Source organism: Parvibaculum sp., from assembly GCF_049672805.1.
Taxonomy (GTDB): domain Bacteria; phylum Pseudomonadota; class Alphaproteobacteria; order Parvibaculales; family Parvibaculaceae; genus Parvibaculum.
The window spans coordinates 1-14,764 of the sequence record NZ_JBATWS010000008.1 but is presented as its reverse complement, the minus strand read 5'-3'; the positions used below and the strand labels follow the sequence as shown (position 1 = coordinate 14,764).

Below are 14,764 nucleotides of genomic sequence, written 5' to 3'. Positions count from 1 at the left end.
AGCCGACATTGAGCGGGCGCTTCAGCATGTCGTCCGACACATTGAGCGGCTTTGCCTTTTCGCGCACAAGCTTGAGGAAGCGCACGGCATCAAGCTCCTCCTCGCCACGCGCCTTGCGCTGCGCGTTGAGCGCGGTCTTGAGGAAGGTCATGGTGGTAACGCCCGGAATCTCCAGCGGATACTGGAAGGCGAGGAACACCCCTGCCGCTGCGCGCTCATCTACATTCATCTCAAGCAGGTTCTGTCCCTTGAAGAGAATGGAGCCTTCCGTCACCTCATAGCCGTCGCGGCCCGCAAGCACATAGGAAAGAGTGGACTTGCCGGAGCCGTTCGGCCCCATGATGGCGTGGACTTCGCCTGCACGGATATGAAGGTCGATCCCGTTGAGGATCTGCTTTCCTTCGACTTTCGCATGCAGGTTCTTGATTTCGAGCATCTGAACTTCTTTCACTGAACTTCGATCTGGCGGCCTTAGCCGACGCTTCCTTCGAGACTGATACTGACGAGCTTCTGCGCCTCAACGGCAAACTCCATCGGCAGCTGCTGCAACACATCCCGGCAAAAGCCGTTCACGATGAGGGCTACCGCCTCTTCCTCGCCGATACCGCGCTGCCGGCAATAGAAAAGCTGGTCGTCGCTGATCTTCGACGTTGTGGCTTCATGCTCCAGAATGGCGGTCGGGTTTTTCGTTTCGATATAGGGAACGGTATGCGCCGCGCAGTCATGGCCGATGAGCAGGCTGTCGCATTGCGTGAAGTTGCGTACATTCTCTGCCTTGCGGTGAACGCTCACCAACCCGCGATAGGTATTGGAGGACTTGCCCGCCGAAATACCCTTGGAAATGATACGGCTCGTCGTGTTGCGGCCGAGATGGATCATCTTCGTGCCGCTATCGACCTGCTGGTGGCCATTCGAAATCGCGATGGAATAAAACTCGCCGACCGAGTTGTCGCCGCGCAGGATGCAGCTCGGATACTTCCATGTGATCGCAGAACCGGTTTCGACCTGCGTCCAGGAAATCTTCGAGTTCCTGCCGCGGCAATCGCCACGCTTCGTCACGAAATTATAGACACCGCCCTTGCCATCTTCATCGCCGGGGAACCAGTTCTGGACGGTGGAATATTTGATCTCGGCGTCATCCATGACGACGAGTTCCACCACCGCCGCGTGAAGCTGGTTCTCATCGCGCTGAGGCGCGGTGCAGCCTTCGAGATAGCTCACATAGGAGCCCTTCTCGGCAATGATCAGCGTGCGCTCGAACTGGCCTGTCTGCGCTTCATTGATGCGGAAATAGGTCGAAAGCTCCATCGGGCAGCGAACACCCTCCGGGATATAGACAAACGACCCTTCCGAAAAGACGGCAGAGTTCAGCGTCGCGTAAAAATTATCCGTGGTCGGCACAACCGATCCCAGATATTTCCGCACGAGATCAGGATGGTTCTTCACCGCCTCGGACATGGGGCAGAAGATCACGCCCACTTCTGCAAGCTTTTCTTTAAAGGTCGTGACGACGGAGACGCTGTCGAACACGGCATCCACGGCCACGCCCGCAAGCATCTTCTGTTCGGTCAGCGGAATGCCGAGCTTCTCGTAGGTCTCGAGCAGCTTCGGGTCCACTTCATCGAGGCTCTTGGGGCGGACTTTCTGCTTCGGCGCCGCATAGTAATAGGCGTCCTGAAAATCGATGGGCGGATAGGAAACCTTCGCCCATGTCGGCTCCGTCATGGTGAGCCAGCGGCGGAAGGCATCCAGACGCCATTCCAGCAGCCATTCAGGCTCTTCTTTCTTCGCGGAGATGAAACGAACCGTCTCCTCCGTCAGACCCAGCGGGGCCTTCTCGGATTCAATGTCCGTGAAGAAGCCGTATTTGTACTTCTCCACTTCATTGACGGTTTTGATTGTCTCCCGTACGGCAGCCATATCAACTCTCCACAGATGCGAGCGGCTGCGACGCGCCCGCATTTCCACTCATATTCATTCCAGCGCCAATACCCGCTTTCGCCCGCGCGCGCTCATAAGCGCGCAGCCAGCTCTTCACAAAGGCATCGACATCTTCGGGCTTGCTCGTCCATCCGAAGCTGACACGAACAGCCGCCCTCGCCAGATCAGGAGACACACCCATCGCATCCAGCACCCGCGGACGCCCGACCTTGCCTGATGAGCAGGCGGCACCGGCGCTCACTGCAATACCGTCGAGATCAAGCGCCATGAGCAGTGTTTCAGCATCAAGCTCCGGTGCCGCGATGTAACTCGTATTGGGCAGACGCTCCGCGCCACTGCCGAGGAAAATCGCGTCCGGTGCATGGGAGGCAATCTTCGCTTCCATCTCGTCGCGGAGAAGATGAAGCGTGGCAAAAGTTTCAAGCTCGTCGAGCGCTACACGGGCAGCCGCACCGAAGCCTGCAATGCCCACCAAGTTTTCGCTGCCCGCGCGGCGGCGCGCTTCCTGACCGCCGCCAACAGCAAGCGCCGCGAAAGGCAGGCCATCGCGCAGGATGAGCGCCCCCACGCCCATCGGCGCGCCGATCTTGTGCCCGCCCAGCAGCATCATATCCGCGCCGAGGGCCGCGAAATCGAGCGGCATCTTGCCTGCTGCCTGCACCGCATCGCAGAGAAACAGTGCGCCCGCCTCATGCGCAATCCCGACTGCCTCTGCCACGGGCTGAATGACGCCCGTTTCATTATTGGCGAGCATCAGCGCCACAAGGGCCTTGCCCGGCCGTGCGGCGAGAAGCGCGCGCAGGGCAGCAAGGTCCGCGCGGCCTTCACCATCCACCGGCAGAATGTCGAGCGGCAGGCCGGTTGCCGTCGCAGAGGCGAGCACCGCCTCATGCTCCACGGCGGAAACAATCAGGCGCGTCACTCCCTGCGCCGCGCCTGCTGCGTGAAAGGCCGTGCGGGCTGCTTCCGTGCCGCCGCTGGTGAAGATCACTTCGGCGGGCTTTGCACCTGCAAGACGCGCGACCTCTGCCCGCGCTTTTTCGACGATGGCGCGCGCAGCCCTGCCCTCGGCGTGAACCGAAGAGGGATTGCCCGGAACCTCCATCGCAGCCAGAGCCGCCGCCCGCGCTTCAGGGCGCAGCGTCGTGGTCGCGTTGTGGTCCATATAGACGCGCTTCGCCGTCATCTTTCCTGTGCCTGCCTTTTCGCCCGACGCTCAGTCCGCGGCGATGGCCGGAGCCTTGCGGCCCGTGTCGAAAGTCTCGCGCCCGGCAAGGCGGCCACTGATGACATCGCCAAGCGAAACCGAGCCGAGATAAAGCTGAATGTGGTGGCTGAGCCCTTCCCACAGATCATGCGTGATGCAGCGCCCGGACGACGGCATGCACCCTTTGGGCGATCCGAGTTCGCAGCGCGTCGCCTTGATCGGTTCGTCAACGGCGAGGATCACGTCGGAAATACGGATTTCATCCGCCTGCCGCGAGAGCAGGTAGCCGCCCCCCGGCCCGCGCACGCTTTTTACCAGATTGCCGCGCCGGAGCTTTGCAAAAAGCTGCTCGAGGTAAGACAGGGAGATTTCCTGCCGTTCGGCGATTTCGGCCAGCGCCACGGGATTGCCGCTGGAATGGCGCGCCAGATCGGCCATGGCCATGACGGCATAGCGCCCTTTCGTGGTGAGCTTCACGGGCCAACTCCTCTTTGGACGAGGCGAAGCGGCCAAAAGCTTGCACAACCAGCCGTCGCCTGTGTTAAGAACGTGCGCCCCGCCGCCAATCGCCGCTTCTTTGCCCTTTCGGGGTGAAAAATGGCCTGAGGCGCTCCAGGGCTCTCGCCGGAGGACGTAAAATCTCCGAGCGCTGCAGTCAACTACTTAACACCTATTGGCGGATTTTCCAGAGGAAACAGCAGATTTTGGCCATAAATTACCCGATACACGGGGTAGGAGACCGCCTGAATCCGCGAATCCGCATGAGCGAGACAGACCCGAGACATGCCTGAAGTCATTTTCAACGGTCCGGCCGGCCGTATCGAAGGCCGTTATCACCACACAAAGGCGCCGAACGCGCCGGTGGCGCTGGTTCTTCATCCGCATCCGCAGTTTGGCGGAACGATGAACAATCCCGTCACCTATGCGCTGTTCCAGGCCTTTGTGCAGCGCGGCTTTTCGGTGCTCCGGTTCAATTTCCGGGGCGTTGGCCGCAGCCAGGGCAGTTTTGATGCAGGCATTGGCGAACTTTCCGACGCCGCCGCGGCGCTGGACTGGCTCCAGTCGCAGAACCCGGATGCATCGCAATGCTGGATCGGCGGCTTTTCCTTCGGTGCATGGATCGCCATGCAGGTGCTGATGCGCCGCCCGGAGATCGAAGGCTTCATCTCGGTCGCGCCGCCCGCCAATATGTATGACTTTTCCTTCCTCGCGCCCTGCCCCTCCTCCGGCATCATCATCAATGGCGGGATCGATCAGGTCGCGCCGCAGGCAGATGTGCTGAAGCTGGTCGAGCGGCTGAAGACGCAGAAGGGCATCACCATCGAACATGCGACGGTGGAAGGCGCCAACCACTTCTTCGAGAACAAGCTGGAGCCGCTGCTCAACACGGTCGGCGCCTATCTCGACAAGCGCCTCGCTGCTGCGCCCGAAAAGGGCTGAGGCTCAGGACGCTGGCCAGGTTCGGTCTGCTTGATGTCTGAGTGGGGCCAGCACCCTTCCCCATTACCATCCCGGCTTGTCCGGGTCATCCACGTCTTTCTTTTCGACTTTTCCGTGCTGCAAAGACGTGGATGGCCCGCATGAAGCGGCCATGACGATACGAGGGGTTGCAAGCACACCCTTCAGTGATCTTTCCCTCTCGCATCACGCGGTCTATTCTCACCCCGCAGAACATAAAGCCACGGGATGGAAGCCATGAGCGACGCTGTCGGACCCGGCGATCTCGTTCTTTGCGTCAATGCCGCGCCAAACCATGTGACGGGCAGACCCGTGCCGCTGCAGGCGGGCGAAACCTATGTCGTCTTCGCTGTGATGGAATTTGCCTGCCCCTGCGGCCGCTCCGACGCGCTGCTCGATGTCGGCGTGGACTTCGCCTGGTGCCAATCCCGCTTCCGCCTTCTTCCCAAACCCAAGATGGAGCAAAAGCCCCGCGCCGCTTCGAAGCCGAAGGAGACGGAGAAGGTTTGAGGGCGTAGCACGCTGCTCTCATCACGAGCGGAGCAGATCGGAGAGATCGACCAGTTCTATCCCTCCAACACCTTCCCTGCCCTGTGCAACTGCCCGCCCGGCATGGGTTCCGGCACGCCGGTTGTGCCCGGCAGGCTGAGGGGCAGGTCGCGTAGCGAGCGGACGGCGAGGTAGGCGAAGGCTTCGGCTTCGATGTCATCACCGCGCCAGCCGAGATCTTCCGCAGGCAGAACACCGCCCTGGAGGCGGCGGCTCAGCATCGACATCATTACCGGATTGTGCCGCCCGCCGCCGCAGATGATGAAGCGGGACGGCACGCCGGGCACATGCGCCAGACCTCGCGCAATCGCTTCCACCGTGAAGGCGGTGAGTGTGGCTGCGCCATCCGGTGCCATCAGATGCTTCACGGCATCGGAGGAGAAGGAAAAGCGGTCGAGCGATTTCGGTGGCGGCGCGTCGAAGAAAGCGTGGCTCATCAGCGCTTCGAGCACATCCATATCGACCTCACCCGCCGCCGCCAGCGCGCCGTCGCGATCTACGGGTTCGCCGGTATGCGCAAGCGCCCAGTCATCGATCAGCGCATTGCCCGGCCCCGTATCGAAGGCGAGAAGCGATCCATCCGCGCCGAGCCAGGTGATGTTGCTCACGCCGCCAATATTGATGAGCGCCACCGGCTCAACGATGCCCGCACTGCGGGCGAGCGCCTGATGGTAGAGCGGGACGAGCGGCGCACCCTGCCCGCCCGCGGCCACATCGGCGCTGCGAAAATCATTCACCACATCAATGCCGGTCAGCCGTGCCAGCACATCGCCAAGGCCGATCTGCACGGTGCGGCGGCGCGCGGGCTGATGCAGCACGGTCTGGCCGTGAAAGCCGATCACGGCAATATCGGCGGGTTTGAGCCTTTCCTGTGACAGCAGTTCACGCACGGCAACGGCGTTCGCAAGGGTGAAATGCCGCTCTGCCTCGGCGATTTCCTCCGGCATGGGCGTGTCCGGTTCCCAGTCCTTTGCCGCCTCCAGCGCCAGCGCGAGAATGCGCCGTTCTTCCGGCTTGTAAGGGATCGAGACCGACGGGCCGGGACGCACCATGCCTTCGCCATCCGTTTCCACGATGGCCGCATCTATGCCGTCAAGCGACGTGCCGCTCATCAGTCCCAAAGCTCTGATCATCGGGCTTTTGTCCATTTTGTCCCCGCGACAAGCCGTGATACACCAGCCGCGCATTCCAGCCTATTCGAAACGCCGAGCCGAAACGATGTCCAGCTACAAGTCCGATTTTCTGCGCGAACTCGAAATACGCGGCTTTATCCACCAGACCTCCGATGCGGCGGCGCTGGACGAGATTGCCGCGACACGCGTTCTGACCGCTTATATCGGCTATGACTGCACCGCGCCGAGCCTTCATGTCGGCCATCTCATGCAGATCATGATGCTGCGCTGGCTGCAAAAGACTGGCGGCAAACCCATCGCGCTTATGGGGGGCGGCACGACGCGCATTGGCGATCCGAGCTTCCGCGACGAGGCGCGCCCGCTCCTCACCGACGAGCAGATCGACTCGAACCTTGCCGGCATCAAGGCCGTGTTCTCGAAGTTCCTCACCTTTGGCGAGGGCAAGAACGACGCCGTGATGGTGAACAATCGCGACTGGCTGGACGAACTCAAATATATCGACTTCCTGCGCGACTATGGCCGCCATTTCTCCGTCAACCGGATGCTCTCCTTTGACAGTGTGAAAATGCGGCTGGAGCGCGAACAGAACCTGTCCTTCCTCGAATTCAACTACATGATCCTGCAGGCCTACGACTTCGTGGAACTGAACAGGAAATATGGCTGCGAATTGCAGATGGGCGGTTCGGACCAGTGGGGCAATATCGTCAACGGGATCGAACTGGCGCGGCGCACTTCCGGCGCGCAGGTCTTCGGCCTGACGAGTCCTCTCCTCACCACATCCTCCGGCGCGAAGATGGGCAAGACCGCATCCGGCGCCGTCTGGCTCAATGCCGATATGCTGTCGCCTTATGACTACTGGCAGTATTGGCGGAACGTCGAGGACGCAGACATCACCCGCTTCCTCAAGCTCTTCACCGAGCTTTCACTTGATGAGATCGAGCGGCTCGGAAAGCTGGGCGGTGCGGAAATCAACGAAGCGAAAAAGGTGCTCGCGACTGAGGCCACCGCCATGGTGCATGGTCGCGCGGAAGCCGAGAAGGCAGCCGAAGCCGCCCGCGCCGCTTTCGAGGAAGGTGCGATCAGCGCCGATCTTCCCACTGTCGAGACGGATCAGCTTGGGGGCGGACTTGGCGTTCTCAGCGCGCTGGTGCAGGCCGGGCTTTGCGCCTCAACCAGCGATGCACGACGCCAGATCAAGGGCGGCGCGGTCCGCGTCAACGATCAGCAGATCAGCGATGAGAAAATGGTGCTGACCCCCGCCAACCTCACCAGCGAAGGCGTCGTGAAGCTTTCGCTCGGCAAGAAGAAGCATGTGCTTCTGAAGCCGAAGGGCTGAGCTGAAACAGTCCACGCTGCTTTCGTCATGGCCTGGCTTGTCCGGGCCATGACGGTGGTTTTCAACGGCGAGGCAAAAAATCTGGCCCTCCCGTTGCCGAGAGGGCCAGGCCCTGAACGCTCCCTATTTCTTTCTTCTTTTCTTCTTTCTTCTTGTCGTTCGCGTTCCGCGGCTATTGGCTGCCGCTTTCGATGCTGCATTTTGCGATAAGACGCTTCTGGGAACATAATATATACGGAGTATCACTCCGCAATACCCAAATTAAGTGAAATGTTAGTTTTGCACTGCGGCAGGCGGTTCTGGCGGTGCAATACGAGGTTCCAGCGCCTCTTCCTCCGCGCTCCCGGATTCCGGCGAAGTCCCGCTTTTCTGCGGATTTTCTGTCGGCGCAGCGCCCTCGGGCGGCAAGGTGGAGCCGAATTCGAAAATGCGGCGCAGAAAGCCCGGCGCGATAGCTGACAGCGGGTTCACCACCACCGAGGGATCGTCTGTCTTTCCCCGCACGCCATAGGTGATGGCGAACACGCCCTCCCCTTCGCGCCCCACGATCAGCGGTCCGAGAACGGGCACCTGGCCGAGGAAAGAGTTGATCGTGTAGGCGGGCACCAGCGTGCCCTCCAGATCGATCAGATCTTCGGCGCGGTCGATCTGACCCGATGCTGTGAGGCCGATGGCAGGGCCGGACATGCGCGCTTCCTTCATGTGAATGCGCGCCTCGGTGAAGGCGAAAGGCAATTCCAGCCGTTCGAAGAAAATGCCGTCGCCGCGCATCGTATCACCGATGCCGGTTAGCGAGCCGAGTGTCAGGATGTTGGCAAGCACGGGCGCATCAACGATGCGGAACTTGTCCATGGTGAGTACGCCGGAGAGCGGCGATCCGGGCGTGCTGTCATCGTAAGCGCCGTTCAGTCTGAACGTGCCGCCGCGCACACTGCGCGTGAAATCGAGCGTGCGCAGGATTTCGCCTGCGTTCATCGACGAGCCGGTGAGCTGTCTCTTGCCGGTGGCGTCCGGCGCAATGATCAGGGAGAGCGTGGTGCCATCCTCACCCTTGCCGGCCACATCCAGCGACCAGAGACGCCCTTCCACCTGCACCATGCGCACAACGACATCGCTGAAGGAAGTGTCGTTGTGCCCGATCGCATTATCAATCTCGGCAATGAGGCTCATGCGCCGGACGGGATCATTCACCCGCTCTGTGGTCAGCAGCGGCTCAGGCTCCTGTGCAGCCCCCACCTTCTCATCCTCGCTTCTCAAAAAAAGAGCGCTCAGCACACCGCGCGCATCGAAGCGGTGGCCTTTTACTTCCATACGAAGGGCGGCATCTTCGGATGGGCCTGCGCGGAAGCTGAAATCATTTGCCGCGCCCAGTTTGACCACAGGCATGTTCGCGGTGACGAGCCGCCCGTCATGGCTGAGCGCAAAGCTGCCCTGCGTATCTATCTCGTCGCCTGCAAGCACAAAGTCTGAAATGCGATAGCCACCGGCTTCCATCAGTTCGAGATCGAAAGTCACACTGGCGGGCACACCTGCGGGTTTTTCCCACCCGGCTTCCTCGAACTTCGTAATGCCGCGTGTCAGATCAGCCTTGATGTTGCCCCGGTTCACACTACGCCCGTCGCCTTTCAATGTCGCATCAACGGTCACGACACCTGCAATGAAGGAGTCGAGCTTGAGGCCAAGTGCCGTGCGACCATCCTCATCAAGGTCACCGCGCAGCCTGTAGAGGGAGCGCGGAGAGATGTCGCGGTTGAAGTTCTCGCGCCATTCGAGATCAAGCGCTGCCGCATGATTGATGACAATCGGCCCGCTCACCGAAAGGCCGGAGCGATCCACCGCCAGGTCGAGCGTGCCTGCGGTAACAGAAAGGTCCTTTTGAATCTCGGGAAGAACGACATTCTCCGTATGCGCCTTGCCGGAGAAATCCACCTCACCCATCTGCACGTTTTTAACGAGGGGAAGAGAGAGCTTTCCTTCAAGGCGGCCCGTGCCACCGACGCTCAAAGGATCAAGACCGAAATCGCTGATGAAGCCAAGCGGCTCACGGTCGAGCACGCTCAATATGTCAGACATGGCGCCCGAAACGGCAAAGGCTATGTATCCCGGCGCGCCCTTTGTCGTCATTCCATCGACATAGAAATGGCCGTCGCTCACTGCGATATCGCCCTGCCCCCGCTGGCGGATGGTGGCGGATGTCACCCAGGCATCGAAGCGATTACCTTCGACGAGACCGCGCGCCACGAGATTTTCCATCGGCGGCAGATCGCCGAGATAGTGCATCGTCTGGCCCTTGGCCGTGAATTCGAAGCGCAGATTTTCCTTCGGGATCGGCATGCGGGCATCGATATCGGCGATCATGCCTGCCGGAAAATCGATGTTGAACGACCCGCCTTCAAGCGTGCCACCGGACAGGTTCTTCTCCACCCATTCACGCGCACCTTTCGCAAGTCCGAAAGGCCATATCGCCTTGAATGCGTCGAAAGGCATCGGCTCGATCTCGCCTGTCACCGCGACGGCGGGAGAGCGTTCAGCCTCAGCAAGCCGCCCCGAAAGGCGAATGCCGCCGCCAGCCGTGCCGACATAAAGTTCATTTATATCGGCGCTCATCGCATCGAAATCGAGAGCAGCGGCAAGATTGATGAGATCCACATCGACCGGTCCGGCAAAGAAGCCCGGCACTTCGGTATGGATATCCTCCGCGCGCAGATCAACTCTGGCGCGGGCGATATTCAGCCCATTGCCCACTTCATAGCCGATGGTGCCGGAGACGGTCGCCTCATGCGGCCCAGCCTTGAAGGAAAGTTCATCCACCGTGGCAAGCTGCGCTTCGCCATCCAGCATGACAAGGCCATGTGCCTTTTCGAGCGGAATGGTGGTTGCCCAGGGCTCCGGCAGGTTGATTTCGCCCGTCCCCGAACTCACCATCAGCCGCGCTGTCCGTAGCGCGCCATCACGCCTTATCTCGACTTCGCCTTCTGCGTGAAGCGGCGCGTCGAACACATCGTAATCGGAGAAGGCGGGCGACAATCGGGCGAGAGCGGCAGGCACCACATTCGATGCCGTCAGATCAATCCGTGCGATCTCGCTGTCGGCCGCGAGAAAGCCGCTCATCTCAAGGCGAGCCGTTTTGTCCGCAATGGCGAAATCCGCATCGAGCCGTCCGGCAATGCCGCCATCACCACGATAGATGGAGAGGTTGGCCGAGGGTGCTTCGAAGGTGACGCCATTCACCTCATCAACAAAGGTAAGTTGCGCCTCCCTGATGCCAAATCTCGTGAGATAGCTGAAGGGGGAGGAACGGTCGGCACCATCGAGCAGCGCTTCCAGCAGCGGGCCCAGCGTGTCCTCTTCCGCTTCCTCTTCCTCGCCAGCCATGCCGAGGGCGAGCGTCACGCCCGTGCCGGGGCGGCGGAGCACGGTTGCGCTTACACGGTAGAGCTCAACCGATGTGGGCGCGAGCGTGCCTCGAAACAGGGCCGGGACGCTCAACTCGAAGGCAAGCTGGGGCACGCGGGCGATTTCGTTGCCATCTGCCCCGTGCAGCGTCACATCCGAAAGACGCAGCGCCAGCTCGCGCTCTTCTGCGGCCCAGATCAGCATCGTATCGCCAATATCGAGAGCGCCACCTTGCAGCGTGGGGCGGGCCGCTTCCTCGAATATCTCGTTCAGAATCGAAATCGAGATGGGGCCGGATGACAGCCGCCAGGCAAGCACGGCGATCAGCACGGCCACGACCGCAAAGGCGATCCCCGCAATTTCGAGAATGATTTTACTGGTGCGACGGATCAATGACGCCGTTAACTCCTCTCGCTCACCGCGTTATGAAAACCGCAGAAATGCGGCGAAAGCGAGTCAGGCAAGTTTCTAACTGTGCTTGTCCGACTTGTCTGCAAGTTTGAGGCTAGCTATTGCAGGATCGCTGGCAATATTAACGGCAGCGTTAACGCCCGCACCCCATTCGGTCCGCACCGGCATTTGCGGCGAACCCGTTACGGAGGCATCAGGACATGACCAAGGCACCAGCCCGGAAGACGACCCCAGCCAAACCCTCTGCTGCCTCTGCTCTGCCGCCAGAGGGTAAGAAGGCACCCGCCTTCTCGCTCCCGGCTGATGATGGTTCGACCGTCTCGCTGAAATCGCTTGCGGGCAAGAAGGTTGTTCTCTTCTTCTATCCCAAAGACGACACGCCGGGCTGCACCACGGAGAGCATTGCCTTCAGCGCGATCAAAAAGAAGTTCGAGGCGGCGAATACACTCGTCTTCGGCATCTCGAGGGATTCCATCGAGAAGCATTGCAAGTTTCGCGACAAGCATGACCTTACCGTTCGCCTTCTCTCCGACGAGGAAGGCAAGATGCTCGAAGCTTATGGCGTCTGGGCGGAAAAGAGCCTTTATGGCCGCAAATTCATGGGCATCAATCGCACTACCTTCCTGCTCGATGAGAAAGGCGTGGTGCGGAAAGTCTGGCCCAAAGTGAAGGTAAACGGGCACGCCGAAGAGGTGCTTGAAGCGGCGCAGGCTCTCTGAACGCCATGACGGAGCCGACATCACTGGTCGAAGCGGCGCGGGAGGTTCTTCTCTGCGGCGAGGCAGACGAAAAGGCACGGACCGCCCGGCGCGTTGCGGTGGCATGGTCGAAAGGGCTGCTTTCCGTTGCCCCCGGCATCAACATGCCGGTGCGGCCGAACAGGCCCGCAAGGCCGGAGCTTCGGCTGCCGCGCGACATGCCGCGCCGGAGCTTCAAAGGCGAACGGGGCCGTGTCGCGCTGCTTCATTCCCTCGCCCATATCGAACTCAACGCCATCGACCTCGCCTTTGATCTTGTCGGTCGCTTTGCGGGCGAGCCGATGCCCCGTGCCTTCCTTGATGACTGGATCAGGGTTGGCGACGACGAGGCGCGGCACTTCATGATGTTGCAGGCTCGGCTTGCCGCGCATGGCGCGACCTATGGCGACCACCCGGCCCATGACGGTCTCTGGCAGGCTGCGGAAGAAACACGGCACGACCTTCTCGCCCGGCTCGCGATCGTGCCGATGGTGCTGGAAGCGCGGGGGCTTGATGTCACCCCCGGCATGATCTCGCGCCTGAAAGACGCGGGCGACCTGCAAAGCGCGCAGGTGCTGGAAACGATCTATGAGGAAGAGAAAACCCATGTGAGGGCGGGGACGCGATGGTTTGCGCATCTCGCCGCAATGCGCGGCCTCGATCCTGAGACCAGCTTTCGTGACCTTGTGAAGCGCCACTTCCGGGGCGCGCTCAAGCCGCCTTTCAACGTGGAAGCACGGCTTGAGGCGGGACTTGAGGCTCGTTTCTACGAGCCGCTCGCCGCGCCGCTTCCCACCGAATAACCGATGAAATCGTATGGTAAATTGATATTAACCATTAACTTCAAAAATCGACACGCGTATGTTGTCAGCCTGTGCCAAATTGGGGTGGAATAGGCGTCTTCACTAGGGGGGCTACGGGGCATTGAGGGGCATGCACCAACGGCAGGGTTTCGCCGACACGATCCGTCATTTCCTGCGCCGCGCTTATGTGGAACGGCAGGTCTATATCCGCAGCCACGGGCAGGTGCAGTTCATCTCCTTCTCGCCGCTGACGCAGGCTGTTTTTGCGGCTATAGCCTTTGCCTTTCTGAGCTGGGTCGCCTTCGCTTCGGTCAATGTGGTCTTCAAGGAGCAGATCATTGCTGCCAAGGACCGCCGCTATGTGAAGATGCAATCCGCCTATGAAGAGCGCATCGCGAAGGTGCAGGCTGCCTATGACGAATTGAACGGCCAGCTCATTATCACCGAAGAACGCTTCCTCGCCACGACCCGCCAGCTTGAGGAAAAACACAAGCAGATAGCGGCACTTATGACACAACGTCAAAGCGCCAGCTCAACTCTTGATACGATGCGCAGGCACTATGCCGCCACGCTGAAAGGCAAGCAGCAGGCTAGCGCCGAGGGCAATACGGTCCTCATGCGGGTGGACGGCGCACAGGATGGCCCGCCGGTGGTTCACACCACCGCCCGGCCGCAGCAGACGGCAGACCTGGAGCGTTTCATCATCGACCACTCGACGGACAATGTTGCCATCGACGTGGCAGAACTTGCCGGGCGCGTTGAACATCCGAACGATGTCGTATCCCAGATTGATGAGCGGCTGGCCAAGCTTGACCATGCGCAGCAGGGCCTCATCAACAATGTGGAAGAGATCACCGACCGGCGCCTGCGCGAGCTGAAGTCGATCATCGCCATGACGAAAGTCGTGGACCCGGACGACCTGCTGAAACGCTCTGCGAGCACCAGCGCGCTCGGTGGTCCGTTCATTGATCTCGCTGGCAGCCTGGACCTTGCGGGAGGCGATGAAAGTGCCTTCAACAAGCAGCTATTCCGGATAAGCCAAAACCTCAAGAAAGTGTCCGATCTTGAGGAATCTATTGCAAGAATGCCTTTGGCAGAGCCTCTGGTTTCATACCGCAAGACAAGCAGCTATGGCTCGCGGCGTGACCCCTTCAATGGGCGGATGGCCTTCCACTCCGGTGAAGATATGGCTGCGCCATACGGCTCCATCGTCTATGCGCCGGGGGCCGGCAAGGTGACCTTTGCGGGCTGGAAAGGCGGGTATGGCCGGGTCGTCGAGATCGACCATGGCAATGGCTTCCGCACCCGCTATGGCCACCTCGCCAGCATTTCGGTCAAAGCTGGCCAGAAAATTGCATTCCGTGAAGTCATAGGCAAAGTCGGGTCCTCTGGCCGCAGCAGCGGACCCCATCTCCACTACGAGGTCTGGTTCGACAGTATCGTTCGCAACCCCTCCAAGTTCATCGAGGCAGGGCAATATGTTTTCGCGAAACAAGGATAAAGTCACAGAGAAGGCGCAGGCTGTCGCTCCTGCCCCGGCTCCGGTTGCCGCCAGCGGCGGACGCCGCCCCAATGTGCGCACCGCACCGTCCATCATTTCCAGCGATCTGGTGGTTCATGGCAATCTCACAGCGACCGGCGACATCCAGATCGACGGCACGGTGGAAGGCGACATTCGCAGCCAGTCGCTGACGATTGGCGAGAAAGCGTCCATCACGGGCGAGATCGTGGCGGAAGACATCGTCATCCGTGGCCGCGTGATCGGCACAATCCGGGGGCGCCGCGTCCAGCTT

General features: G+C 60.6%; 13 protein-coding genes. 7 read left to right on the top strand and 6 right to left on the bottom strand.

What is annotated here, in order from left to right:
- The 4 genes from WBF74_RS00365 to WBF74_RS00350 all read right to left on the bottom strand — a co-directional run.
- Positions 1-436 (bottom strand): ABC transporter ATP-binding protein (locus WBF74_RS00365; protein ID WP_424433703.1); only part of this gene is annotated, 436 nt, incomplete at its 3' end.
- 35 nt (positions 437-471) lie between these two features.
- Positions 472-1,920 carry a Fe-S cluster assembly protein SufB gene (gene sufB / locus WBF74_RS00360; protein WP_424433701.1) on the bottom strand — a complete coding sequence of 483 codons (1,449 nt, stop codon included), beginning with the start codon at positions 1,918-1,920 and terminating at the stop codon, positions 472-474.
- 1 nt (position 1,921) lies between these two features.
- Positions 1,922-3,127, bottom strand: a complete 1,206-nt coding sequence (locus WBF74_RS00355; RefSeq protein ID WP_424433699.1) for a cysteine desulfurase family protein — start codon at positions 3,125-3,127, stop codon at positions 1,922-1,924.
- 30 nt (positions 3,128-3,157) lie between these two features.
- Positions 3,158-3,625, bottom strand: coding sequence for an Rrf2 family transcriptional regulator (locus WBF74_RS00350; RefSeq protein ID WP_424433697.1), 468 nt, complete (start codon positions 3,623-3,625; stop codon positions 3,158-3,160).
- Between the two features lie 306 nt (positions 3,626-3,931).
- On the opposite strand from WBF74_RS00350, the gene WBF74_RS00345 reads away from it, so the two are divergent.
- Together WBF74_RS00345 and WBF74_RS00340 are read left to right on the top strand one after the other, a co-directional pair.
- Positions 3,932-4,588, top strand: a complete 657-nt coding sequence (locus WBF74_RS00345; protein WP_424433695.1) for an alpha/beta hydrolase — start codon at positions 3,932-3,934, stop codon at positions 4,586-4,588.
- A 255-nt stretch (positions 4,589-4,843) separates the two neighbouring features.
- On the top strand, positions 4,844-5,116 hold the full coding sequence (locus tag WBF74_RS00340; protein WP_424433693.1) for a hypothetical protein: 273 nt from the start codon (positions 4,844-4,846) through the stop codon (positions 5,114-5,116).
- 56 nt (positions 5,117-5,172) lie between these two features.
- Here the strand turns inward: WBF74_RS00340 and WBF74_RS00335 are convergent, their stop codons facing one another.
- Positions 5,173-6,288, bottom strand: coding sequence for an anhydro-N-acetylmuramic acid kinase (locus WBF74_RS00335; protein WP_424433691.1), 1,116 nt, complete (start codon positions 6,286-6,288; stop codon positions 5,173-5,175).
- A gap of 85 nt (positions 6,289-6,373) precedes the next feature.
- Here WBF74_RS00335 and tyrS point away from each other — a divergent pair, with 85 nt between their 5' ends.
- Complete coding sequence (gene tyrS, locus WBF74_RS00330) at positions 6,374-7,624, top strand: tyrosine--tRNA ligase (RefSeq protein WP_424433689.1); 1,251 nt, start codon at positions 6,374-6,376, stop codon at positions 7,622-7,624.
- Between the two features lie 273 nt (positions 7,625-7,897).
- On the opposite strand, the gene WBF74_RS00325 is transcribed toward tyrS, so the two are convergent.
- The gene (locus WBF74_RS00325; RefSeq protein ID WP_424433687.1) at positions 7,898-11,413 is read right to left on the bottom strand and encodes an AsmA-like C-terminal domain-containing protein; all 3,516 of its coding nucleotides are present in this window, start codon (positions 11,411-11,413) and stop codon (positions 7,898-7,900) included.
- Between the two features lie 218 nt (positions 11,414-11,631).
- On the opposite strand from WBF74_RS00325, the gene bcp reads away from it, so the two are divergent.
- From bcp to WBF74_RS00305, 4 genes are all read left to right on the top strand, one after another.
- Positions 11,632-12,150 (top strand): thioredoxin-dependent thiol peroxidase, encoded by a 519-nt coding sequence (gene bcp / locus WBF74_RS00320; protein ID WP_424433685.1) that lies wholly within the window; start codon positions 11,632-11,634, stop codon positions 12,148-12,150.
- A 5-nt stretch (positions 12,151-12,155) separates the two neighbouring features.
- The gene (locus WBF74_RS00315; RefSeq protein ID WP_424433683.1) at positions 12,156-12,971 is read left to right on the top strand and encodes a ferritin-like domain-containing protein; all 816 of its coding nucleotides are present in this window, start codon (positions 12,156-12,158) and stop codon (positions 12,969-12,971) included.
- Positions 12,972-13,101: 130 nt separating this feature from the next.
- Positions 13,102-14,472: a M23 family metallopeptidase gene (locus WBF74_RS00310; protein WP_424433681.1), complete on the top strand. Its 1,371-nt coding sequence runs from the start codon at positions 13,102-13,104 to the stop codon at positions 14,470-14,472.
- Positions 14,450-14,764: bactofilin family protein (locus WBF74_RS00305; RefSeq protein WP_424433679.1), on the top strand; the 315-nt coding region annotated here is incomplete at its 3' end. The genes WBF74_RS00310 and WBF74_RS00305, both read left to right, overlap by 23 nt.